Below are 21,422 nucleotides of genomic sequence, written 5' to 3' on the forward strand. Positions count from 1 at the left end.
ATTTACTATTTAAAAAGTGTAACGATTCATTAAATAGATTAATTACTTTTAAAAGACTTTTCAAAAGGGACTCTTTGCAATATACTTCTTCCCAAGGTAACTTCATCAGCATATTCCAATTCATCACCCACCGAAATCCCTCTCGCAATTGTCGAAATAATTATTTCGCAATCGGCGATTTGTTTATAAATGTAAAAATTAGTGGTATCACCTTCCATCGTGGAGCTTAACGCAAAAATGATTTCGTTTACAGTTCCTGATTTTACTTTTTGGACTAATGTCGTAATATTTAACTGACTGGGGCCAACTCCGTCAATTGGCGAAATTTTACCTCCAAGAACATGATAAATCCCTCTAAATTGACCCGTATTTTCAATAGCCATTACGTCGCGAATATCTTCTACGATACAAATGATTTGATGATTTCTGCTTTTGTTAGCACAAATTTCACACAACACACTATCTGAAATATTATGACAACTATTGCAATATTTGATATCCTCACGCATAGCAACCAAAGCTTGTGACAAAAAACCCGTTTGTTCTTTGGGTTGTTTCAATAAATGCAATACTAATCGCAACGCCGTTCGTTTACCAATTCCCGGCAACTGAGACATTTCGTTAACTGCTTTTTCTATTAATTTCGAAGAAAATTCCATAAATGCAAATGTAGTAATTTGTTTAATGGTTTAATCGGTTAAATAGTTAAACGAATAAAACAGTTTAGTGGTTAATCGGCTAAAACAATTAAACAAAAAAGCGTATTTTGGTCACTTTAAATTCAACAAATGACACCTAGCACCATTCTACTACTTATAACCGTTTATTTTGGAATTTTATTTTACATCTCTCATACTGTAAGCAAAAAAGATAGCGGCAATGATGCGTTTTTTAAAGCCAATAAAAATTCCAAATGGTATTTAGTTGCCTTTGGAATGATTGGAACAGCGCTGTCAGGAGTGACTTTTATCTCCGTTCCGGGAGAAGTTGGCGCGCCAAGCGGAGAACAATTCAAGTATTTCCAGTTTGTATTGGGTAATGCGATTGGTTTTGTCATCATTGCAAAAGTGCTGTTGCCATTGTATTATCGAATGAATTTGACTTCGATTTATGGTTATATAGAACATCGGCTAGGAATTTATTCTTATAAAACTGCCGCAACAATTTTCCTGATAAGCAGAACAATAGGCTCTTCCTTTAGATTGTATCTTGTTGTAATTGTTTTACAACGCTATGTTTTTGATTTTTATGGAATTCCTTTTGCCGTTACAGTTTTGATTTCACTGGCTTTGATATTTGCGTATACGTATCGTGGCGGATTAAAAACGATTATAATCACTGATACTTTACAAACTTTCTTCTTAGTTTCTTCTGTTTTTTTGACTATTTTCTTTATTTGCAGAAGTTTGAATTTGAATGTTTTTGAGGCTTTTGAAGAAGTAAAAAACAGCAATTATTCCAAAGTATTTTTCTTTGAGGATTTTGTGTCAAGTAAGTTCCATTTTGTGAAGCAAATTCTGGGTGGAATTTTCGTAACCATTGCTATGGTAGGTTTGGATCAGGATTTAATGCAGAAAAACTTGAGTTGCAAGAACATTGGCGAAGCTCAAAAAAACATGTTCACCTTTACGGGGATATTTGTGCTTATCAATATATTTTTCCTTAGCGTAGGCGCTTTACTTTATATTTATGCCAATAAAAACGGAATTGAAGTACCAACTGATTTAGTTACCGGGAAACCCAGAACCGATTTGCTTTTCCCAGAAATTGCTTTTCACTATTTAGCATTAATTCCTTCGGTTATTTTTTTATTGGGATTGACAGCGGCTACCTTTGCCACAACAGATTCGGCCCTAACAGCACTTACAACTTCGTTTTGTGTCGATTTTCTTGGCATGGATAAAGCAGAGAATCTAAACAAACCAAATGTAGTACGAACCAGACACTTTGTTCATATTGCCTTTTCGTTTTTGATGTTTCTGGTCATTATTTTCTTTAATGCTATAAATGACAGTTCTGTAGTCGGAATGATTTTCAGGGTGGCTTCCTATACGTATGGCCCGCTTTTGGGATTGTATTGTTTTGGATTATTTGTAAAGTCGAAGACTGTTAAAGACAAATTTGTTCCAATAATTTGCTTCTTATCACCTGCTGTAACTTTCCTTATTAGCGAAAATTCGAAAACATTGTTTTTTGGATATGTTTTCGACAATGAACTGATTATTGTAAACGGACTAATCACTTTTCTTGGATTGTTACTGATTAGTAAGAATGCCACTTCTGAAACACGATTTTAAATTTTTAGCCCATCCCGAAGTTTCGGGAGGCAGCGGCATCCTTTTCTAGTCCCATTTTTTTAACGGGACTAGAAAAGATATAGCGAACAGCTGGAATTAGCTCCAAAAAACTAATATTGATTTGTTGCCAACATAACCAGTGTACACCCTATCTCGACTTTGATATCATTTAATTTCAACAGTTGATAGAACTCTGGATTCTCAGTGCCTGGATTGAAAATAACACGTTTTGGTTGCGCCTCAACAATATAATTGTAGTAATCGCGCTGACGTAAAGGATTCAGATATAGTGTGACCGTATCTATATTTTTTAATGGAATAGCTTTAGTCTGGATTTTAATTCCTGCTACTTCACCTGCATTTTGACCAATCGCAAGAACGGAATGCCCTTTGTCAACCAGTTTTTCAATCGCTAAAAAGGAGTATCTGACCGGTTTTGTTGAAGCTCCAAGAACCAACGTTTTTTTATTTTTTATCATTTTCTGTAATTATATTTTGCAAAAGTAATCAAAAAGAGCCATGAGTTTATGAATTATTAGGTTTAGTTACAAAAGCAATCAAAACAATATCCTAACATTTACACCTTTCATAGCATAAAAAAAAGAGTATTTTTGCAGCATCAAATTAGAAAAATATGGATCTTTTCATCTACCTGTTCGTAGCCCTTTTTTCAGTATTAAACCCTATAGGTACTGTTCCGATTTTTGTTGGCCTCACACAAGATGACACCAAACAGGAACGTTCCCGAATTTCCTTATGGACGGCAATAAATGTATTTGCGATTCTGATAATCTCCTTTTTTATCGGCCAATATGTTTTGCTTTTTTTTGGAATTAGCATTGATGCGCTCCGAATTGCAGGGGGATTAATCATTGTTAGTTCAGGATTTTCACTGCTTTCAGGGAAAATCAATAAAAAAAGGGGGATCAACAAAAAGATAGAAACGGATGCTCAAAAAAGAAATGATATTGCCTTAACTCCTCTAGCAATTCCAATGCTTGCGGGTCCTGGATCTATTTCTTTACTGATTGCGTTTTATCAGGAACACAACTCAACAAGCGATATCATTATATCATCACTAGCCATTCTTGCTATAGCTGTTGCTATTTTTATTATTCTTAGAAGTGCCCATTATTTAGCAAAAATACTCGGAGCATCAGGGATTGTTGCTATTTCGAGAATCATTGGTTTTATCGTAATTGCAATTGGGATTCAATATATTGTAAGTGCGATTATCAATATCATTAAAGGAAACTTAACATAAAAAAATCTGACAAGGCGGAGTACCTTGTCAGATTTTAAAATTAATTTCTAGGCAAGAAAATCTCTGCCATCATACATCTTGCACTGCCACCACCACAGGCTTCGATAGTATCTAAATTGGAGCTTAAAATTTCAGCGTGTTTTTCCAATTGTTCAATTTGTTTCGGTGTTAAACTTTGATGTGCCGCTGCACTCATAACCAAATACCTTTTATCATTTGCTCCACGAACTTCAAGCATATTTCCTGCAAAATTGTTCATTTGAGCTTCGGTAATCAAAATAATTTCTTTTCCGTTTTCTTTTAGGTTATCCAAAACCATTTTGCGTTCTTTTTTGTCATCGATACAATCAGAACAAATTACTGCAAAAGTTTCTCCCACGCACATCATTACATTGGTGTGGTAAATCAATTTTCGCTCTGAATCAATGGTTTGAAAAGCTTCAAAAATTACCGGTGCATAATCAAAATCTTCACAGAATTCGATAAATAATTCTTCATCAGCTCTGGGAGATAAAGCGCAATACGCTTTGCTATTGGCTCTGTCCAGCACTAAACTTCCCGTTCCTTCTAAGAAAAAGCCATCCTCCTCAGCCGATGTGTAATCCATTATATTATTGATTACAAAACCATTGTCTTCCAGTATGTCTAAAATATCTTCGCGACGTTCCTGACGACGATTTTCGGCAAACATAGGATATAACGCGACATCACCATTCTCATGAAAAGAAACCCAATTGTTTGGAAAAATACTATCCGGCGTATCTGGATTTGAAGTGTCGTCAACAGCAGTAACGTCAACGCCTACAGCTCGTAATTTAGCAACAAAAGCATCAAATTCCTGTTGCGCTTTGGCATTTACTGTTGCTGGCAAAAGCCCGTCTAATACTTTTTGGTAATAATTATTTACTGCCGTTTGTTCGTTCATTCGGAACGCCACCGGGCGAATCATCAATATGGAATTTGTTGTTTGTTTCATTTTTTGTTTTTTATTTTTTTTGTAGAGACTGTGAGTCTCTACATTGAAATCAATCTCTAATTAAAGGTAAGGTGGAACATCGTAATAATCCTTCTTGTTTTGCAATTTCTGCATATGGAATTTCTTCGACCACAAACCCATTCGCACGTAACCAATTGTTTAATCTGGTAAAGTTTTTTTCGGAAACTACAACATTCGTATCTATGGAAAAAACATTAGAATTCATATTATACATTTCGTCTCTTGTAATGTGAAACAAATTTTCTTTTCCAAAAAGGTTCAAAAGAAACAGATAATCCGCTTCTTCACGGAATCCTCTTTTATATATGATTCCTTTATCATTCCCAACAGGCTGAAAACAACAGTCTAAATGCAAAGCATTGTCACGAGCTTCAATTTTTGATTTTACCAAATCAAATCCTTTAACAACTTTATTTGGAAACAAGTCTTTAATGTATTGGACTCCTTGCACATTCGTTCTTGCGGTAATATAGTCTTTGTAGTCACTCCCTTTGTAAGTTCCAACAAATATGTAATCATTCCACAAAATTACATCTCCTCCTTCAATGTGTACTTCCTCTGGAGGACGAACGACTTTTTTAGCATCAATTTGATCAATAACATATTGGATCGCATCTAACTCCCGCTCTCTGTCTGGCAATATATTAGATTTAATAAAAACATCATCAATAACAAAACCAATGTCTCTGGTAAATATCTGATTGTAATTGCTAATCATTTCTGGACGAAAAACTGTCACATTATATTTCTGAAGTACTTTATTAAAAGCCTCCATTTCAGCAACCATGTCTGATTCTTTGGGATACGTACCCGCTAAAATATGTTCTAATGACTTTGGATCATAAGCTTCTTCGGCCTTTGGTGTTGGTCCATTATTAATCGCCGAACCTAAAACTACGGCTCTCAATCTTGAAGTTTCATTCACTATATGTAACGCTAGCATGTATTTTCACTTTTGACAAATATAAAAAAAGCTTCACAAATTAGTGAAGCTTTTTGAATTGAAATTTATCTTTTGTCGGATGAGACAAAATCTCTTAAAGGACTACCAGTATAAATCTGTCTTGGTCTTCCAATAGGCTCTTTATTTTCTCGCATTTCTTTCCATTGTGCAATCCAACCCGGTAAACGGCCTATGGCGAACATCACAGTAAACATATCTGTAGGAATTCCTAATGCTCGGTAAATAATTCCAGAATAGAAATCTACATTTGGATATAAGTTTCGTGATTTGAAATATTCATCTTCTAAAGCCGATTCCTCCAGTTTCTTAGCGATAGCTAGAATTGGGTCTTCCACTCCTAAAGTTGATAAAACTTCATTAGCTGCTTTTTTAATTATTTTTGCTCTTGGGTCGAAATTCTTATATACTCTGTGACCAAATCCCATCAAACGGAAAGGATCATTTTTGTCTTTTGCTTTAGCTATATATTTCTCAGCGTCACCTCCATTTTTGTGAATTTCTTCCAGCATTTCAAGTACTGCTTGATTAGCACCACCATGTAATGGTCCCCAAAGTGCAGAAACTCCTGCAGATATTGAAGCAAATAATCCCGCATGAGAAGAACCTACCATTCTAACGGTTGATGTAGAACAATTTTGCTCATGATCCGCATGAAGAATAAACAATCTATCTAACGCATCAATAACAACAGGACTAGCTTTATAAGGTTCCGTTGGCAATTCAAACATTAAACGCATAAAATTCTCTACATATCCCTTTGTATTATCGTAATAATTTAAAGGATAACCCATACTTTTTCTGTACGTCCAAGTTGCAATTACCAAGAATTTACCCATGGTTTTGCAAACTGCTTCATACATCTCTTTTTCATTTTCAACATTCACCGACTTTGGATTAAATGCTGTCAAAGCACTTGTCAAAGCAGCTAAAACACCCATTGGATGAGCTGTTTTTGGAAAACCGTCAATGATATTTTTCATTTCCTCGTTGACCAAAGTATATTTTCTAATATCATTTTCAAATTGCTCTAACTGAACTTTCGTTGGCAATTCTCCAAAAATTAAAAGATAAGAAACTTCTAAAAAATCTGCCTTTTCAGCTAAATCTTCTATTGAATACCCTCTATAACGCAAAATTCCAAGCTCTCCATCTAGGAAAGTAATTTCGCTTTTACAAGAACCTGAATTTTTGTAACCCGGATCAATAGTAATTGCACCCGACAAATCACGTAATTTGTTAATATCGATAGCCACCTCATTTTCAGTTCCTACAATGATAGGAAGTTCAAATTTTTGACCATCTATTTCTAATGTTGCTGTTTTTGACATAATATAATTGGAAATAAAACTTTTAAAATAATAATTTACCAAATCTAGGGAATTTCAAAGTAATTAAAAAATGAATAACACAATGAAATTGTTAAAACTGTCAAAAAAAAAGCCACTCACTTTACGTGAATGGCTTTTTCTTTAAAAAATATTCTGAATTATTTTATTTTGAAAGCATTTTTACCAGGAAAATAAGCGGTGTTTCCTAATTCTTCCTCAATTCTTAATAATTGGTTGTATTTAGCCATACGATCCGAACGAGAAGCTGAACCTGTTTTAATTTGACCACAATTCAAAGCTACTGCTAAATCTGCAATCGTATTGTCTTCTGTCTCTCCTGAACGGTGTGACATTACCGAAGTATAACCTGCATTTTTAGCCATGTTAACAGCTGCGATAGTTTCAGTCAAAGTTCCAATTTGGTTCACTTTCACAAGAATTGAATTAGCAATTCCTTTTTCAATACCTGTAGCCAAACGTTGTACATTAGTCACGAATAAATCATCTCCAACTAATTGCACTTTGTCTCCAATTTTTTCAGTAAGCAATTTCCATCCATCCCAGTCATTTTCATCCATTCCATCTTCGATAGAAATGATTGGATATTTAGCCACTAATTCTGCTAAATAATCTACTTGCTCTTCAGAAGATCTGATCTTACCTGTTTCGCCTTCAAATTTAGTATAGTCGTATTTTCCATTTACATAAAACTCTGCAGCAGCACAATCTAAAGCAATCATGATTTCATCTCCAAAAGTATACCCTGCAGTTTCAACTGCTTTTTTGATCGTATCCAAAGCATCTTCTGTTCCTCCAGGAAGATTTGGTGCAAAACCACCTTCATCCCCAACTGCAGTTGAAAGACCTCTATCGTGTAACACTTTTTTCAAACTATGGAAAATTTCCGTTCCCATTTGCATTGCATGCGAAAAAGAAGTTGCTTTCACTGGGAAAATCATAAACTCTTGAAATGCGATAGGCGCATCAGAATGAGAACCTCCATTGATGATGTTCATCATTGGAACTGGCAATGTATTCGCAGAAACACCACCTACGTATCTATATAAAGGCAAACCTAATTCATTCGCAGCAGCTTTTGCAACAGCTAGAGAAACTCCCAAAATTGCATTTGCTCCTAAGTTAGATTTATTTGGAGTACCATCTAAATCGATCATCATTTGATCAATAACATTTTGTTCAAAAACTGAAACTCCTATAAGCTCTTCAGAAATAATGGTATTCACATTTTTCACAGCATTCAAAACTCCTTTTCCAAGAAATGCTTTTCCTCCATCACGTAGTTCAACAGCTTCATGTTCTCCAGTTGAAGCACCAGATGGCACAGCAGCTCTTCCTAAAACACCGTTGTCTGTAATTACATCTACTTCAATTGTAGGATTTCCTCTTGAATCGAAAATTTGTCTTGCGTGAATTTTGATAATTATACTCATATACTAAAATTTTTTAATTTTAAAAATACAAATATATTCTATCTTTCGTAATGATTTAATGAAAATAATGAATGTTATCAACGAAAACGTTATATTTTTTTCACAGAAGAAACATTTAAGCTTTTTTAAGAAATTATTCTTACATTATCTGTTATTTTTTTGTATTTGATTAAAATCCATTGAAAGAGATTTATATCATTTTGACCAAAACTAAATAATGCTGATTTTAATCTAAAAAATTGATTCCATCGAACAAAATTAATCAAAACTAATTCATTATCAATAATATACATTAACTTTATATACTTTTTTTAAACTCAAAAAAAGCGCTTTATACTGCAATTTTTTGGTTAGCAATTTCGATTATTCAATCAATAAAATAAAATGTGATGGAAGCTTCAAAAAACCGTAACAATTTAATCAATTCTAGTGAAATCATTGAATTATTGAGTAAATCATCTTCTCCACTGGAAAATACAACAGATTTAGATCCATTAATTAATTATATAGGTGATGCAAAATATGTCCTCTTAGGCGAAGCATCACATGGAACTCATGAATATTATACCTGGAGAGCCAAGATTACACAGCGACTAATTCAAGAAAAAGGGTTTTCTTTTGTAGGAGTCGAAGGTGATTGGCCAGATTGCTATCGATTAAATCGTTACGCAAAAGGATATTTAGATTCCGGAAAAGACATCTACAGTGTCATGAATGAATTTAAAAGATGGCCAACATGGATGTGGGCCAATTGGGAGACAGCAGCTTTTATCGATTGGCTCAAGGTTTATAACGAAGATTTATCCGCTGATAAGCGAATCGGATTTTATGGTTTGGATGTATACAGTTTCAGGGAGTCAATGAATTCCATAATTCAATATTTAGAAAAAAATGATCCAAAAGCATTAGCAGTTGCAAAAACAGCAATGAAATGCTTTGAGCCATACGGCAGAGACGAAGGCCAAACGTACGCCAGAGCCTCATCATTCCTACCGGAATTATGTGAAAAAGAAATTCTGCATATGCTTACGGAAATAGTTAAAAATGTTCCTAACTACAATCATGATCCGGAAAATGCTTTCAGTACCGAACAAAACGCATTCGTTGCCAGAAACGCCGAAAAATATTATCGTGCCATGATAAAAAGAGGGGGCGCATCCTGGAATATTCGCGATGAGCACATGGTTTCTACGATAGAACGCCTCATGAAATTCCATGGAAAGGATGCTAAAATAATAGTTTGGGAACATAACACGCATATTGGCGATGCTCGCGCCACAAAAATGGCATCAGAAGGAATGGTAAATGTGGGACAGTTAGTAAGAGAGCAATACTTAAGCGAAGGGGTTGTTGCAGTTGGATTTGGTTCATACAAAGGGAGTGTGGTTGCCGGAAGAGAATGGGGTGATTCCATGCGAAAAATAAAAGTTCCTGAAGCAGTCGCGGGAAGCTGGGAGCACGCTTTTCATCTTGCAAGCAATGGAAAAGACAAATTGTTATTAATGAATGAAATAAAGAACGAAAAATGTCTTTCTTCTTATATAGGACATCGGGCCATCGGAGTAGTTTATAATCCAGAATATGAAAGATTCGGGAATTATGTTCCTACAATCTTACCAGAAAGATACGATGCCTTTATTTTTCTTGACGAATCAAGCGCATTGCATCCTATACATATTCAACCAGATGGAAACCAAATTCCGGAAACATATCCTTTTGGCATGTAAGTTTACATTATTTTATAGAAAGAAGGTTTGACTTTTAATTAAGTCAAACCTTCTTTCTATTTTAAAACACCAATCATATTAAAACTCTAGCCTTTTATATTTTCAATAAACTGATCGAATAAATAAGATGAATCATGTGGTCCAGGACTTGCTTCCGGATGGTATTGAACTGAGAAACAATTTTTGTTTTTCATACGCATACCTGCAACTGTTCCATCGTTTAGGTGAAGATGTGTAATTTCTAAATCAGGATGATTGTCCAACTCTTCTTTATTTACGGCAAAACCATGATTTTGAGAAGTGATTTCTCCTTTTCCAGTAATGATGTTTTTTACGGGATGGTTTATTCCTCTGTGTCCGTTAAACATTTTATAAGTTGAAATTCCGTTTGCCAGACCAATTACTTGGTGTCCAAGACAGATTCCAAATAATGGCTTGTCGTTTTCAAGAATTTCTTTTGCTACTTGAATAGCACCAGAAAGAGGCTCAGGATCACCAGGTCCATTAGATAAAAAATAGCCATCTGGATTAAATGCAGCTAAATCTTGGTAAGAAGAATAAAAAGGAAATACTTTTATGTAACAATCTCTTTTGGCCAAATTACGAAGGATATTCATTTTAATTCCTAAATCAAGTGCAGAAATTTTATAGGTTGCATTTTCATCACCAAAGAAATAAGGCTCAGTAGTAGATACTTTAGAAGCTAATTCCAATCCTTTCATATCCGGCACTTTTGCCAATGAAACTTTTAGCTCTTCAATTGGTGTTTCATCTGTACAAATTACAGCATTCATAGCACCATTGTCACGTATGTAACTTACCAAAGCGCGTGTATCTACATCAGATATACAAATAAGGTTTTGTTTAATAAAATAGTCTTCTAAACTTCCTGAAGCTCCTTCGCGAGAATAATTGAAGCTAAAGTTTTTACAAACTAAACCTGAAATTTTAATACTTTTTGATTCAACTTCTGAATCGTTTACGCCATAATTCCCAATATGTGCATTGGTAGCTACCATCAATTGACCAAAATAAGAAGGGTCAGTGAATATTTCTTGGTAACCTGTCATTCCTGTGTTAAAACAAACTTCTCCAAAAGTAGTTCCACTGATTCCAATAGATTTACCATGGAATATGGTTCCGTCACTTAATAGAAGAATTGCTTTTTGTCGTGTTGTATATTTCATTCGTTGAATTCTATTATTTTTTTAATAGTCTCATGTAACTCGAAAAACTCGTTTCATGTGTAGTTAAATATTGTGCAAATTTAATTCTTTAAAGCAATGAATGCAACGTTTTTAAAATTTATATTTTAAACATGAAAACATACAAGGATTAAAGAAATACAAGTCTTGAATTAAACATCATTCTTTGTAAAATTTCTTATAGAAAACAATAGTCCTAAGTAGCTCTGATTGAAGCAGTATCCTTTTTCTTGTCATTTGAACGAAGGAAAAATTACAAGAAAAAGATATAACAAAAGCAGGTCAAAAGTTCCTTTAAACATATAATGTTGTGCTCCTGAAATTAAAAAAAATCAAAAAAAAAGGATAAACTAGTACTAGCTTATCCTTGATTTTTATTGAATGATTATTTTCATAACTATTCAGCAGTGTCTGTAGTTGTTTCAGTTTCAGCAGCTGGAGCTTCAGCTTCAGTAGCTTCATCTTTCTTAGCTTTACCACCACGACGGCTTTTTGCTTTTTTAACTTCTTTTTTACCACCATTGTAAAGTTCATTGAAATCTACTAATTCGATCATTGCCATATCAGCATTATCTCCTAAACGATTTCCAACTTTAATGATACGAGTGTATCCACCTGGACGGTCTCCTACTTTAGCAGCTACGTCTCTGAACAAGTCAGTTACCGCATATTTGCTACGTAAGTATCCAAAAACGATACGACGATTGTGAGTAGTATCCGCTTTTGATTTTGTTATTAAAGGCTCAACAAATTGTTTAAGCGCTTTTGCTTTAGCAACAGTAGTGTTAATACGTTTGTGCTCGATAAGAGAACAAGCCATATTAGCTAACATAGATTTTCTATGTGCAGTCTGTCTGCTTAAGTGATTGAATTTTTTTCCGTGTCTCATTGCTTTATGAAATTTAATCCGCCAAGGCGGATTAGATTATTCTTTATCTAGTTTGTATTTTGCTAAATCCATACCGAAGTTTAAATTTTTAACTGCAACAAGTTCATCAAGCTCAGTTAAAGATTTTTTACCAAAATTACGGAATTTCATTAGGTCATTTTTATTGAACGATACTAAATCACCAAGTGTATCAACTTCAGCCGCTTTCAAACAATTTAATGCTCTTACAGAAAGATCCATATCAACAAGCTTAGTTTTAAGCAATTGTCTCATATGCAATGACTCTTCGTCATAAGATTCTGTTTGTGCAATTTCGTCAGCCTCGAGTGTAATTCTTTCGTCAGAGAATAACATGAAATGGTGAATTAAAACTTTTGCAGCTTCAGTAAGGGCATCTTTTGGATTAATAGAACCGTCAGTTTTTATTTCAAAAACTAATTTTTCATAATCTGTTTTTTGCTCCACACGGAAGTTTTCAATCGCATATTTTACATTTTTTACCGGAGTAAAAATTGAATCTGTAAAAATAGTTCCAATTGCAGCATTCTGTTTTTTGTTCTCTTCAGCAGGAACATATCCTCTACCTTTTTCGATCGTTAAATCGAAATTAAGTTTGATCTTGCTGTCTAAATTACAGATAACCAGTTCTGGATTCAAAACTTGGAAACCTGAAATAAATTTTTGAAAATCACCAGCTGTCAATTGATCTTTACCTGAAACAGAAATAGTAACTGATTCATTATCTATATCTTCAATTTGACGTTTGAAACGTACTTGTTTAAGATTAAGAATAATTTCGGTAACGTCCTCAACAACTCCTGAAATAGTAGAAAACTCATGATCTACACCTTCAATGCGAACAGATGTTATTGCATAACCTTCTAATGCTGAAAGCAAAACTCTTCTAAGTGCATTACCAACGGTCAATCCGTATCCTGGTTCTAAAGGTCTGAATTCAAATTTACCTTCAAAATCGGTTGAATCGATCATGATAACTTTATCGGGCTTCTGAAAATTAAATATTGCCATAAATTTCGACTAAGTCAATTATTATTTGTTGTACAACTCTACGATTAATTGTTCTTTGATGTTTTCTGGAATTTGAAGTCTAGCAGGAACAGTAACAAACGTACCTGATTTAGTTTCATTGTTCCATGTAATCCACTCATAAACATGACTTGAATTTGATAAAGAACGTTCGATCGCTTCTATAGATTTAGATTTTTCACGAACACCTACTACATCACCTGGTTTCAAGTGGTAAGAAGGAATATTTACATTTTCTCCGTTTACAGTAACATGTCTGTGTGAAACGATTTGACGAGCACCACGTCTAGAAGGAGCAATACCCATTCTAAAAACAACGTTGTCTAATCTTGCTTCACACAATTGTAAAAGAACTTCACCAGTAACACCTTTGGTTGCTGATGCTTTTTCGAATAAGTTTCTGAATTGTTTTTCTAATATTCCGTAAGAATATTTAGCTTTTTGCTTTTCCATTAACTGGACAGCATATTCAGATTTTTTTCCTCTTTTTTTAGCCATCCCGTGTTGACCAGGTGGGTAATTTCTTTTTTCGAAAGCTTTATCGTCTCCGAAAATCGCTTCGCCAAATTTACGAGCGATTCTTGTACTAGGACCAGTATATCTTGCCATTTTAAATTGTTTAAGATTGAGATTATGAATTCAGGTCTTATCCTTCGATAATCGGTATTCAATCTAGGTTATACTATTATTTTTTGAGTATTAAACTCTACGTCTTTTAGGAGGACGACATCCGTTGTGAGGCATTGGAGTAACATCGATAATCTCAGTCACTTCAATTCCACCGTTATGTAAAGAACGGATAGCAGACTCACGTCCGTTTCCTGGTCCTTTAACATAAACCTTTACTTTTTTAAGTCCAGCTTCAAGAGCTACTTTACTACAATCTTCTGCTGCCATTTGGGCTGCGTATGGAGTGTTCTTTTTAGAACCTCTAAAACCCATTTTACCAGCTGAAGACCAAGAAATAACTTCACCTTTTTTGTTTGTCAAAGAAATGATGATATTGTTAAAAGTAGCAGAAATATGAGCTTCTCCCGTTGATTCAACGATAACTTTACGTTTTTTTGCAGTTGCTTTAGCCATATTACTTATTATTTAGTTGCTTTTTTCTTGTTGGCAACAGTTTTTCTCTTACCTTTTCTTGTTCTAGAGTTGTTTTTAGTTCTTTGTCCTCTTAATGGAAGACCAGTTCTATGACGGATACCTCTATAACATCCAATATCCATTAAACGTTTGATGTTTAAAGAAACTTCAGAACGTAATTCTCCTTCAATTTTGAAAGTTGACACTGCTTCACGAATTGCTCCGATCTCATCATCATTCCAGTCTTGAACTTTTTTATCTTGGCTAACTTGAGCTTTTGCTAAAATCTCAATAGCTCTACTGCTTCCTAATCCGAAGATATAGGTAAGTGCTATAACACCTCTCTTATTTTTTGGGATATCTACCCCTGCTATTCTTGCCATAACTATCCTTGTCTTTGTTTAAATCTAGGATTCTTTTTGTTTATTACGTACAATCTCCCTTTTCTTCGCACAATTTTGCACTCGGGACTTCTCTTTTTTACTGAAGCTCTAACTTTCATTTTGAATATCCTTTAATATCTATAAGTAATTCTTGCTTTTGACAAATCGTAAGGGCTCATTTCTAGTTTCACTTTATCACCAGGTAATAATTTGATGTAATGCATACGCATTTTTCCAGATATATGGGCGATTACAATATGTCCATTTTCTAACTCTACACGGAACATCGCATTTGATAATGCTTCAATGATTGAACCGTCTTGTTCTATTGCTGATTGTTTTGCCATAAGTTAAGCTACTGCTTTTCTATTTTTACCACTCTTCATTAAACCGTCATAATGTTTGTTTAACAAATATGAATTGATTTGTTGAATCGTATCTATGGCAACACCAACCATAATTATTAATGAAGTACCTCCAAAAAACATTGCCCAAGATTGTTGAACATCCATAAGACTTACAACAATTGCTGGGAACACAGCTATCAAGGCAAGAAATAAAGATCCTGGAAAAGTTATTAAAGACATCACTTTGTCAAGAAAATCAGAAGTTTCAACTCCAGGTCTAACACCAGGAATAAAACCGCCACTTCTCTTTAAATCATCAGACATCTTATTAGTAGGAACCGTGATTGCAGTATAAAAGAAAGTAAATACAACAATTAAAGTTGCAAAAACAAAATTATACCAAAACCCAAACATATTACTAAAAGCGCCAACAATAGATTGTGATGCATCTGATTTTGATAAACCTGCTACAGCAGCAGGAATAAACATAATTGCCTGAGCAAAGATAATAGGCATAACTCCAGAAGCGTTAAGCTTCAATGGAATCCATTGTCTATTACCACCCATTAAGTCTTGTTCGTAATCCCCTGAAGAAGTACGACGAGCGTACTGAACAGGTATTTTTCGAACTGCCATTACAAGTAATACACAAGCAATAATAACCAATAACCAAATGATAATTTCAATAACCAATAACATTGGTCCACCATTATTATTCGTAACTCTGGTTGTAAACTCTTGGATAAAAGCTTGAGGGAATCTAGCCAAAATACCAACCATAATCAACAATGATATACCGTTACCAATACCTTTATCAGTAATTTTTTCTCCTAACCACATGGCGAATACCGTCCCTGTAACTAAGATAATTACTGAAGAAAATAAGAATTCAAATGAATCGAATCCTAACAAAAAAGCACTACTAGGCAAAGTTCTATACAAATTATAAATGTACGTTGGGCCTTGAACCAGAGTAATACCTATTGTCAACCAACGGGTAATTTGATTAATCTTTTTTCTACCACTTTCACCGTCACTTTGAAGCTTTTGCAAATATGGAATCGCAATTCCCATTAACTGAACAACAATAGATGCAGAAATATATGGCATTATACCTAAAGCAAAAACCGAAGCTTTAGAGAAAGCACCTCCTGTAAACATGTCTAGAATAGATCCAATACCATTTTTGGTTTGGCCAGCTAAACTGTTTAATTGAGTTGCATCAATTCCAGGAAGCGTAACGTGTGCTCCAAAACGATAAACTAAAAGAAGACCTAAAGTGATTAGGATTCTATTTTTCAGTTCCTCAATTTTCCAAACATTACTTAATGATTCAATAAATTTCTTCATCTTAATAGAAAAATTATATTGTTACAGCTTCTCCACCAGCAGCTTCAATAGCAGCTTTTGCAGTAGCGGTAAATTTGTGAGCAGTTACTTTTAATTTCGCTGTCAATTCTCCTCTTCCTAAAATCTTAACGATTTCATTTTTAGTAGCCAAACGATTAGCAACATAAACTGTCATATCAACAGAATCTGTTATCACACCATTGTCTACTAACAATTGAAGTGTATCAAGATTAACACCTTCGTATTCTTTACGATTGATGTTTGTGAAACCAAACTTAGGCACACGTCTTTGAAGTGGCATTTGACCACCTTCAAAACCAATCTTTTTAGAATAACCAGAACGAGATTTTGCTCCTTTGTGACCTCTTGCAGAAGTACCACCTTTTCCAGAACCTTCTCCTCTACCTAATCTTTTATTTTGATTGTGTGTAGAACCTTCAGCAGGTTGTAAGTTACTTAAATTCATAACAGTATTTGTTATTTAGCTTCTTCAACAGAAACTAAGTGTTTAACTTTATTTATCATCCCAAGGATTGTAGGGTTTGAATCATGCTCTACAACTTGTCCCATTTTACGTAGACCTAAAGCTTCTAATCCTCTCTTTTGAGAAAGAGGACAGTTGATTTTGCTTCTAACTTGTTTTACTAATAATTTAGCCATAATTTCCTTGAATTAACCTTTAAAAACTTTTTCTAAAGAAACGCCTCTTTGTTTTGCAACAGTATAAGCACTTCTCATTTGTAATAAAGCATCAAAAGTCGCTTTTACTACGTTGTGAGGATTTGAAGATCCTTGAGATTTAGATAATACATCATGAATTCCAACTGATTCAAGAACTGAACGAACAGCTCCACCAGCAATAACTCCAGTACCATGAGAGGCCGGAATTAAGAATACACGTGCACCACCAAATTTACCTTTTTGTTCGTGAGGAACTGATTTACCATTCAAAGGAATTTTTACTAAATTTTTCTTAGCATCTTCCACTGCTTTCGCAATTGCTTCAGAAACATCTTTAGATTTTCCTAATCCGTGTCCAACCACTCCATTTTCATCACCTACAACTACAATAGCAGAAAAACCAAAAGCTCTACCTCCCTTTGTAACCTTAGTAACACGATTTACACTTACCAAACGATCTTTTAATTCAAGACCACTTGGTTTTACTAACTCTACATTCTTGTATTTACTATTAGACATACTATATTAGAATTTAAGTCCAGCCGCTCTTGCGCCTTCCGCTAATGATTTAATACGACCGTGATATAAATAACCTCCTCTATCGAAAGTTATTACGTCTATCCCAGCTTTTAAAGCTTTTTCAGCAATTAGTTTTCCAACCGCTGTAGCAACTTCTATGTTCGTACCGTTACCTATTTCTTTTTCTCTTGAAGAAGCCGCCAATAAAGTAACTCCGTTTACATCATCAATAAGTTGAGCGTAAATTTCTTTGTTACTTCTAAATACAGATAGTCTTGGGTTAGCAGCAGTACCACTAATACTTTTTCTAATTCTGAATCTAATTCTTTGTCTTCTTTCAGGTTTTGTTAATGACATAATCTTATTTTTTAAGCTGATTTACCTGCTTTTCTTCTTAATACTTCACCTACAAATTTAACACCTTTTCCTTTGTACGGCTCTGGCTTACGAAAACCTCTAATTTTCGCTGCTACCTGACCTAAAAGTTGTTTGTCAAATGATGTTAATTTCACAATTGGGTTTTTCCCCTTTTCAGAGATAGTTTCCAAAACAACTTCTGGAGCAATTTCTAAAACAATATTGTGAGAATAACCAAGTGCTAAATCTAATTTTTGTCCTTGATTTGAAGCTCTATAACCAACTCCTACCAATTCTAATGACTTAGTAAAACCTTCTGTTACACCGATAATCATGTTATTGATTAAAGATCTGTACAAACCATGTTTTGCTCTTTGGTCTTTGTGATCAGACGATCTGTCAACTTGAACTTGACCATCTTCAACTGTAACAGTAACGTCCGAAAACTCCTGAGTTAGTTGACCATTTTTTCCTTTTACTGTAATAATACCATTTGCAACTTCAACAGTTACACCAGCAGGGATTACAACCGGACTTTTACCTATTCTTGACATCTTATATAGTCTTTAAATTAGTATACGTAACAAATTACTTCACCACCAACATTTAACTGTCTGGCTTTCTTTCCTGTCATCAAACCTTTTGATGTAGAAACAATAGCAATTCCTAATCCATTAAGGATTCTAGGAATAGTTGAAGAACTTGAATATTTACGTAAACCTGGTTTACTAATTCTTTGGATATCTTTAATTACTGACTCTTTAGTATCTTTATCATACTTCAAAGCGATTTTGATTGAACCCTGTACAGCGTTGTCTTCAAATTTGTAACTCAAGATATAACCTTGATCAAATAAGATCTTAGTTATTTCTTTTTTTAGATTAGATGCAGGAATTTCAACAACTTTGTGGTTTGCAGCCACAGCGTTACGAACTCTTGTCAAGTAATCTGCAATAGGATCTGTATACATGTGTATTAATTTGCGGTTTTGGTTTTCAACAAACTATTTGTCGAACCTGAAACCAATTTATAAATGTTTATGATACAGACAAAACGTAAGTAATGTCTGTATCAGGACGCAATAAATTACGTCTTACCAAGATGCTTTTTTAACACCAGGTATCAATCCGTTATTTGCCATTTCACGAAATGTAACACGTGAAAGACCGAATTGACGCATATACCCTCTTGGTCTACCTGTTAATTTACAACGGTTGTGCAAACGAACTGGTGAAGCATTTTTTGGTAACTTTTGCAAACCTACGAAATCTCCAGCTTCTAACAAAGCTTTTCTTTTCTCAGCATACTTAGCTACTGTTTTTTCTCTCTTAACCTCGCGGGCTTTCATTGATTCTTTAGCCATGTCTTAATTCTTTTTAAAAGGTAATCCTAATTCTGTCAATAGAGACTTTGCTTCTTTATCCGTTTTTGCACTAGTTACAAAAGAGATATCCATTCCTGAAATTTTGTTTACTTTATCAATATCAATTTCTGGGAAAATGATTTGCTCCAAAACTCCAAGGTTGTAATTTCCTCTTCCGTCAAATCCAGTAGCTTTAATACCACTGAAATCTCTTACACGTGGTAAAGCAGAAGTAATAAGTCTATCTAAAAACTCATACATTCTTTCTCCACGTAAAGTAACTTTTGCTCCAATCGGCATCCCTTTTCTCAATTTGAATGACGCAACGTCTTTCTTTGAAATTGTAGATACTGCTTTCTGTCCAGTGATCTTTGTTAACTCATCAACTGCATAGTCAATTAGTTTTTTATCAGATACAGCTGCACCAACTCCTTTACTTAAAACGATTTTTTCCAATTTTGGAACTTGCATTACGTTTACGTATCCGAATTCCTCTTTAAGAGCAGCAATTACTCTGCTCTTATATTCTTCTTTTAGTCTAGGTATATACGCCATTACTATAGTACTTGATTAGATTTTTTTGAAAATCTTACTTTCTTATCTCCTTCTACTCTAATACCAACTCTAGTTGTTTCCTTAGTTTTAGGATCAATTAAAGAAATATTAGATATTTGTATAGAAGCTTCTTTCTTTACAATACCACCTTGAGGGCTTTTTGCACTAGGTTTCGTATGTTTTGAAACCATGTTTACACCTTCAACAATCGCTTTGTTTTTCTCGCGATAAACACGTAATACTTTACCTTCAGCACCTTTATGGTCTCCAGCAATTACTCTTACGATGTCACCTGTTTTTATTTTTAGCTTTATCATCTTAAAAACGAATTAAAGCACTTCTGGTGCTAATGATACAATTTTCATGAATTGTTTTTCACGAAGTTCTCTTGCTACCGGACCAAAAACACGAGTTCCTCTCATTTCACCAGCAGCATTCAATAACACACATGCGTTGTCATCAAATCTAATGTATGAACCATCGGCTCTTCTTACTTCTTTTTTGGTACGTACAACAACTGCAGTTGAAACAGCTCCTTTTTTAACGCTTCCGTTAGGAGCAGTATCTTTGATAGAAACTACAATCTTGTCACCAACAGAGGCATACCTTCTTTTGGTACCTCCTAAAACACGGATAGTTAAAACTTCCTTTGCTCCAGTGTTATCTGCTACTTTTAGTCTTGATTCTTGTTGTACCATAATTATTTAGCTCTTTCTAGGATTTCAACTAACCTCCAACATTTTGTTTTACTCATAGGACGCGTTTCGCTAATCCTTACAGTATCTCCAATGTTGCAGTCGTTCTTTTCGTCGTGTGCGTGATACTTTTTAGTTTTCAACACGAACTTACCGTATAATGGGTGTTTAACTTTACGCACTTCAGCAACAACAATAGATTTATCCATTTTGTCCGAAGTAACAACACCAACTCTTTCTTTTCTTAAATTTCTTTTTTCTTCCATCTTTCAGCAGATTACAATTATTGCAACTCTCTTTTAGTAAGTTCCGTAGCTAATCTTGCAACTGTTCTTCTTACACTTCTAATTTGAAGTGGGTTCTCAATTGGAGAAATAGCGTGAGCCATTTTTAGGTCGGCATATGCCTTCTTAGTCTGGCTAAGTTTTTCTTGCAACTCCGCTGCAGAAAGATCTTTTATTTCTGATTGTTTCATAATATAATATAAATTATGCTTCGAAATCTCTAGCAACGACGAATTTAGTTTTTACTGGAAGCTTTTGAGCTGCAAGACGTAACGCCTCTTTTGCAACTGACAAAGGTACTCCTCCAACTTCAAACATAATTCTTCCGGGTTTAACAACGGCAGCCCAATACTCAACTGCACCTTTACCTTTACCCATACGTACCTCAAGAGGTTTCTTAGTGATAGGTTTGTCTGGAAATATTTTGATCCATAATTGTCCTTCTCTTTTCATAAAACGAGTTGCAGCAATACGCGCAGCTTCTATTTGACGAGAGGTTAAGAACATTCCATCTTCATGTACAGATTTAATACCAAACATTCCATTAGAAAGTTCATGTCCTCTTTGAGAATTTCCTTTCATTTTACCCTTTTGTACCTTACGGTATTTTGTTCTTTTAGGCTGTAACATTTTTCT

General features: G+C 34.5%; 31 protein-coding genes. 3 read left to right on the forward strand and 28 right to left on the reverse strand.

The genetic code is table 11. The features are described 5' to 3' along the window. Positions 1-38: 38 nt before the first annotated feature. Entirely contained in the window at positions 39-659 is a 621-nt protein-coding gene (gene recR / locus ACM55K_RS10790; protein ID WP_416850238.1) for a recombination mediator RecR, read from the reverse strand. Positions 660-788: 129 nt separating this feature from the next. Between recR and ACM55K_RS10795 the strand changes: the two genes are divergently transcribed. Next, a complete protein-coding gene (locus tag ACM55K_RS10795) occupies positions 789-2,297 on the forward strand; it encodes a sodium:solute symporter (protein WP_416850239.1) in 1,509 nt (502 codons plus the stop codon). 110 nt (positions 2,298-2,407) lie between these two features. Here the strand turns inward: ACM55K_RS10795 and ACM55K_RS10800 are convergent, their stop codons facing one another. Continuing rightward, positions 2,408-2,773 (reverse strand): CoA-binding protein, encoded by a 366-nt coding sequence (locus ACM55K_RS10800; protein WP_416850279.1) that lies wholly within the window; start codon positions 2,771-2,773, stop codon positions 2,408-2,410. A 158-nt stretch (positions 2,774-2,931) separates the two neighbouring features. Here ACM55K_RS10800 and ACM55K_RS10805 point away from each other — a divergent pair, with 158 nt between their 5' ends. Further along, a complete protein-coding gene (locus ACM55K_RS10805) occupies positions 2,932-3,561 on the forward strand; it encodes a MarC family NAAT transporter (protein WP_416850240.1) in 630 nt (209 codons plus the stop codon). 40 nt (positions 3,562-3,601) lie between these two features. On the opposite strand, the gene ctlX is transcribed toward ACM55K_RS10805, so the two are convergent. The 4 genes from ctlX to eno form a co-directional block, all read right to left on the reverse strand. Then, the gene (ctlX, locus tag ACM55K_RS10810; protein ID WP_416850241.1) at positions 3,602-4,537 is read right to left on the reverse strand and encodes a citrulline utilization hydrolase CtlX; all 936 of its coding nucleotides are present in this window, start codon (positions 4,535-4,537) and stop codon (positions 3,602-3,604) included. A gap of 49 nt (positions 4,538-4,586) precedes the next feature. Beyond that, entirely contained in the window at positions 4,587-5,501 is a 915-nt protein-coding gene (locus ACM55K_RS10815; protein ID WP_416850242.1) for a dimethylarginine dimethylaminohydrolase family protein, read from the reverse strand. A 65-nt stretch (positions 5,502-5,566) separates the two neighbouring features. Further along, positions 5,567-6,850 carry a citrate synthase gene (locus ACM55K_RS10820; protein WP_416850243.1) on the reverse strand — a complete coding sequence of 428 codons (1,284 nt, stop codon included), beginning with the start codon at positions 6,848-6,850 and terminating at the stop codon, positions 5,567-5,569. 158 nt (positions 6,851-7,008) lie between these two features. Next, entirely contained in the window at positions 7,009-8,301 is a 1,293-nt protein-coding gene (gene eno / locus ACM55K_RS10825; RefSeq protein ID WP_416850244.1) for a phosphopyruvate hydratase, read from the reverse strand. A gap of 389 nt (positions 8,302-8,690) precedes the next feature. Here eno and ACM55K_RS10830 point away from each other — a divergent pair, with 389 nt between their 5' ends. Next, the gene (locus tag ACM55K_RS10830) at positions 8,691-10,028 is read left to right on the forward strand and encodes an erythromycin esterase family protein (protein ID WP_416850245.1); all 1,338 of its coding nucleotides are present in this window, start codon (positions 8,691-8,693) and stop codon (positions 10,026-10,028) included. An 86-nt stretch (positions 10,029-10,114) separates the two neighbouring features. Here the strand turns inward: ACM55K_RS10830 and carA are convergent, their stop codons facing one another. From carA to rplP, 22 genes are all read right to left on the reverse strand, one after another. Further along, entirely contained in the window at positions 10,115-11,215 is a 1,101-nt protein-coding gene (gene carA, locus ACM55K_RS10835; RefSeq protein ID WP_416850246.1) for a glutamine-hydrolyzing carbamoyl-phosphate synthase small subunit, read from the reverse strand. 415 nt (positions 11,216-11,630) lie between these two features. Further along, on the reverse strand, positions 11,631-12,122 hold the full coding sequence (gene rplQ / locus ACM55K_RS10840) for a 50S ribosomal protein L17 (RefSeq protein ID WP_416850247.1): 492 nt from the start codon (positions 12,120-12,122) through the stop codon (positions 11,631-11,633). Positions 12,123-12,158: 36 nt separating this feature from the next. Then, a complete protein-coding gene (locus ACM55K_RS10845; protein WP_039110214.1) occupies positions 12,159-13,151 on the reverse strand; it encodes a DNA-directed RNA polymerase subunit alpha in 993 nt (330 codons plus the stop codon). Positions 13,152-13,172: 21 nt separating this feature from the next. After that, positions 13,173-13,778 (reverse strand): 30S ribosomal protein S4, encoded by a 606-nt coding sequence (rpsD, locus tag ACM55K_RS10850; protein ID WP_416850248.1) that lies wholly within the window; start codon positions 13,776-13,778, stop codon positions 13,173-13,175. 90 nt (positions 13,779-13,868) lie between these two features. Further along, positions 13,869-14,252, reverse strand: a complete 384-nt coding sequence (rpsK, locus tag ACM55K_RS10855) for a 30S ribosomal protein S11 (RefSeq protein WP_024981527.1) — start codon at positions 14,250-14,252, stop codon at positions 13,869-13,871. An 8-nt stretch (positions 14,253-14,260) separates the two neighbouring features. Further along, entirely contained in the window at positions 14,261-14,635 is a 375-nt protein-coding gene (gene rpsM, locus ACM55K_RS10860; RefSeq protein ID WP_416842889.1) for a 30S ribosomal protein S13, read from the reverse strand. 2 nt (positions 14,636-14,637) lie between these two features. After that, positions 14,638-14,754 (reverse strand): type B 50S ribosomal protein L36, encoded by a 117-nt coding sequence (ykgO, locus tag ACM55K_RS10865; RefSeq protein WP_008992256.1) that lies wholly within the window; start codon positions 14,752-14,754, stop codon positions 14,638-14,640. 12 nt (positions 14,755-14,766) lie between these two features. Then, a complete protein-coding gene (gene infA / locus ACM55K_RS10870; protein WP_007136545.1) occupies positions 14,767-14,982 on the reverse strand; it encodes a translation initiation factor IF-1 in 216 nt (71 codons plus the stop codon). Between the two features lie 3 nt (positions 14,983-14,985). Continuing rightward, on the reverse strand, positions 14,986-16,332 hold the full coding sequence (secY, locus tag ACM55K_RS10875) for a preprotein translocase subunit SecY (protein WP_416842888.1): 1,347 nt from the start codon (positions 16,330-16,332) through the stop codon (positions 14,986-14,988). A 13-nt stretch (positions 16,333-16,345) separates the two neighbouring features. After that, positions 16,346-16,798, reverse strand: coding sequence for a 50S ribosomal protein L15 (gene rplO / locus ACM55K_RS10880; RefSeq protein WP_039110218.1), 453 nt, complete (start codon positions 16,796-16,798; stop codon positions 16,346-16,348). An 11-nt stretch (positions 16,799-16,809) separates the two neighbouring features. Then, complete coding sequence (gene rpmD / locus ACM55K_RS10885) at positions 16,810-16,992, reverse strand: 50S ribosomal protein L30 (RefSeq protein ID WP_114753105.1); 183 nt, start codon at positions 16,990-16,992, stop codon at positions 16,810-16,812. A 12-nt stretch (positions 16,993-17,004) separates the two neighbouring features. Next, on the reverse strand, positions 17,005-17,532 hold the full coding sequence (rpsE, locus tag ACM55K_RS10890; protein ID WP_073210380.1) for a 30S ribosomal protein S5: 528 nt from the start codon (positions 17,530-17,532) through the stop codon (positions 17,005-17,007). Positions 17,533-17,538: 6 nt separating this feature from the next. Continuing rightward, positions 17,539-17,889, reverse strand: coding sequence for a 50S ribosomal protein L18 (gene rplR / locus ACM55K_RS10895; RefSeq protein ID WP_416850249.1), 351 nt, complete (start codon positions 17,887-17,889; stop codon positions 17,539-17,541). 11 nt (positions 17,890-17,900) lie between these two features. Then, positions 17,901-18,443 carry a 50S ribosomal protein L6 gene (gene rplF, locus ACM55K_RS10900; RefSeq protein ID WP_416850250.1) on the reverse strand — a complete coding sequence of 181 codons (543 nt, stop codon included), beginning with the start codon at positions 18,441-18,443 and terminating at the stop codon, positions 17,901-17,903. A gap of 17 nt (positions 18,444-18,460) precedes the next feature. Next, complete coding sequence (gene rpsH, locus ACM55K_RS10905; protein ID WP_035668108.1) at positions 18,461-18,859, reverse strand: 30S ribosomal protein S8; 399 nt, start codon at positions 18,857-18,859, stop codon at positions 18,461-18,463. A 123-nt stretch (positions 18,860-18,982) separates the two neighbouring features. Further along, a complete protein-coding gene (gene rpsN / locus ACM55K_RS10910) occupies positions 18,983-19,252 on the reverse strand; it encodes a 30S ribosomal protein S14 (protein WP_007136553.1) in 270 nt (89 codons plus the stop codon). Between the two features lie 3 nt (positions 19,253-19,255). Beyond that, positions 19,256-19,807 carry a 50S ribosomal protein L5 gene (gene rplE / locus ACM55K_RS10915; RefSeq protein WP_091173704.1) on the reverse strand — a complete coding sequence of 184 codons (552 nt, stop codon included), beginning with the start codon at positions 19,805-19,807 and terminating at the stop codon, positions 19,256-19,258. Positions 19,808-19,809: 2 nt separating this feature from the next. After that, the gene (gene rplX, locus ACM55K_RS10920) at positions 19,810-20,124 is read right to left on the reverse strand and encodes a 50S ribosomal protein L24 (protein ID WP_282711769.1); all 315 of its coding nucleotides are present in this window, start codon (positions 20,122-20,124) and stop codon (positions 19,810-19,812) included. A gap of 12 nt (positions 20,125-20,136) precedes the next feature. Continuing rightward, complete coding sequence (gene rplN / locus ACM55K_RS10925; protein WP_026717863.1) at positions 20,137-20,505, reverse strand: 50S ribosomal protein L14; 369 nt, start codon at positions 20,503-20,505, stop codon at positions 20,137-20,139. A gap of 2 nt (positions 20,506-20,507) precedes the next feature. Then, positions 20,508-20,768: a 30S ribosomal protein S17 gene (rpsQ, locus tag ACM55K_RS10930; protein ID WP_039110222.1), complete on the reverse strand. Its 261-nt coding sequence runs from the start codon at positions 20,766-20,768 to the stop codon at positions 20,508-20,510. 17 nt (positions 20,769-20,785) lie between these two features. Continuing rightward, positions 20,786-20,977, reverse strand: coding sequence for a 50S ribosomal protein L29 (rpmC, locus tag ACM55K_RS10935; RefSeq protein WP_035668115.1), 192 nt, complete (start codon positions 20,975-20,977; stop codon positions 20,786-20,788). A gap of 13 nt (positions 20,978-20,990) precedes the next feature. Beyond that, a complete protein-coding gene (rplP, locus tag ACM55K_RS10940; protein ID WP_007803637.1) occupies positions 20,991-21,416 on the reverse strand; it encodes a 50S ribosomal protein L16 in 426 nt (141 codons plus the stop codon). Positions 21,417-21,422 lie beyond the last annotated feature (6 nt).

This window comes from Flavobacterium arabinosi (genome assembly GCF_048158725.1).
GTDB classification, from domain to species: domain Bacteria; phylum Bacteroidota; class Bacteroidia; order Flavobacteriales; family Flavobacteriaceae; genus Flavobacterium; species Flavobacterium arabinosi.

Coding starts and splice junctions, on each gene's coding strand:
- recR (WP_416850238.1), bottom strand. CDS start 659: ATGGAATTTTCTTCGAAATTAATAGAAAAAGCAGTTAACGAAATGTCT.
- ACM55K_RS10795 (WP_416850239.1), top strand. CDS start 789: ATGACACCTAGCACCATTCTACTACTTATAACCGTTTATTTTGGAATT.
- ACM55K_RS10805 (WP_416850240.1), top strand. CDS start 2,932: ATGGATCTTTTCATCTACCTGTTCGTAGCCCTTTTTTCAGTATTAAAC.
- ctlX (WP_416850241.1), bottom strand. CDS start 4,537: ATGAAACAAACAACAAATTCCATATTGATGATTCGCCCGGTGGCGTTC.
- ACM55K_RS10815 (WP_416850242.1), bottom strand. CDS start 5,501: ATGCTAGCGTTACATATAGTGAATGAAACTTCAAGATTGAGAGCCGTA.
- ACM55K_RS10820 (WP_416850243.1), bottom strand. CDS start 6,850: ATGTCAAAAACAGCAACATTAGAAATAGATGGTCAAAAATTTGAACTT.
- eno (WP_416850244.1), bottom strand. CDS start 8,301: ATGAGTATAATTATCAAAATTCACGCAAGACAAATTTTCGATTCAAGA.
- ACM55K_RS10830 (WP_416850245.1), top strand. CDS start 8,691: ATGGAAGCTTCAAAAAACCGTAACAATTTAATCAATTCTAGTGAAATC.
- carA (WP_416850246.1), bottom strand. CDS start 11,215: ATGAAATATACAACACGACAAAAAGCAATTCTTCTATTAAGTGACGGA.
- rplQ (WP_416850247.1), bottom strand. CDS start 12,122: ATGAGACACGGAAAAAAATTCAATCACTTAAGCAGACAGACTGCACAT.
- ACM55K_RS10845 (WP_039110214.1), bottom strand. CDS start 13,151: ATGGCAATATTTAATTTTCAGAAGCCCGATAAAGTTATCATGATCGAT.
- rpsD (WP_416850248.1), bottom strand. CDS start 13,778: ATGGCAAGATATACTGGTCCTAGTACAAGAATCGCTCGTAAATTTGGC.
- rpsK (WP_024981527.1), bottom strand. CDS start 14,252: ATGGCTAAAGCAACTGCAAAAAAACGTAAAGTTATCGTTGAATCAACG.
- rpsM (WP_416842889.1), bottom strand. CDS start 14,635: ATGGCAAGAATAGCAGGGGTAGATATCCCAAAAAATAAGAGAGGTGTT.
- ykgO (WP_008992256.1), bottom strand. CDS start 14,754: ATGAAAGTTAGAGCTTCAGTAAAAAAGAGAAGTCCCGAGTGCAAAATT.
- infA (WP_007136545.1), bottom strand. CDS start 14,982: ATGGCAAAACAATCAGCAATAGAACAAGACGGTTCAATCATTGAAGCA.
- secY (WP_416842888.1), bottom strand. CDS start 16,332: ATGAAGAAATTTATTGAATCATTAAGTAATGTTTGGAAAATTGAGGAA.
- rplO (WP_039110218.1), bottom strand. CDS start 16,798: ATGAATTTAAGTAACTTACAACCTGCTGAAGGTTCTACACACAATCAA.
- rpmD (WP_114753105.1), bottom strand. CDS start 16,992: ATGGCTAAATTATTAGTAAAACAAGTTAGAAGCAAAATCAACTGTCCT.
- rpsE (WP_073210380.1), bottom strand. CDS start 17,532: ATGTCTAATAGTAAATACAAGAATGTAGAGTTAGTAAAACCAAGTGGT.
- rplR (WP_416850249.1), bottom strand. CDS start 17,889: ATGTCATTAACAAAACCTGAAAGAAGACAAAGAATTAGATTCAGAATT.
- rplF (WP_416850250.1), bottom strand. CDS start 18,443: ATGTCAAGAATAGGTAAAAGTCCGGTTGTAATCCCTGCTGGTGTAACT.
- rpsH (WP_035668108.1), bottom strand. CDS start 18,859: ATGTATACAGATCCTATTGCAGATTACTTGACAAGAGTTCGTAACGCT.
- rpsN (WP_007136553.1), bottom strand. CDS start 19,252: ATGGCTAAAGAATCAATGAAAGCCCGCGAGGTTAAGAGAGAAAAAACA.
- rplE (WP_091173704.1), bottom strand. CDS start 19,807: ATGGCGTATATACCTAGACTAAAAGAAGAATATAAGAGCAGAGTAATT.
- rplX (WP_282711769.1), bottom strand. CDS start 20,124: ATGATAAAGCTAAAAATAAAAACAGGTGACATCGTAAGAGTAATTGCT.
- rplN (WP_026717863.1), bottom strand. CDS start 20,505: ATGGTACAACAAGAATCAAGACTAAAAGTAGCAGATAACACTGGAGCA.
- rpsQ (WP_039110222.1), bottom strand. CDS start 20,768: ATGGAAGAAAAAAGAAATTTAAGAAAAGAAAGAGTTGGTGTTGTTACT.
- rpmC (WP_035668115.1), bottom strand. CDS start 20,977: ATGAAACAATCAGAAATAAAAGATCTTTCTGCAGCGGAGTTGCAAGAA.
- rplP (WP_007803637.1), bottom strand. CDS start 21,416: ATGTTACAGCCTAAAAGAACAAAATACCGTAAGGTACAAAAGGGTAAA.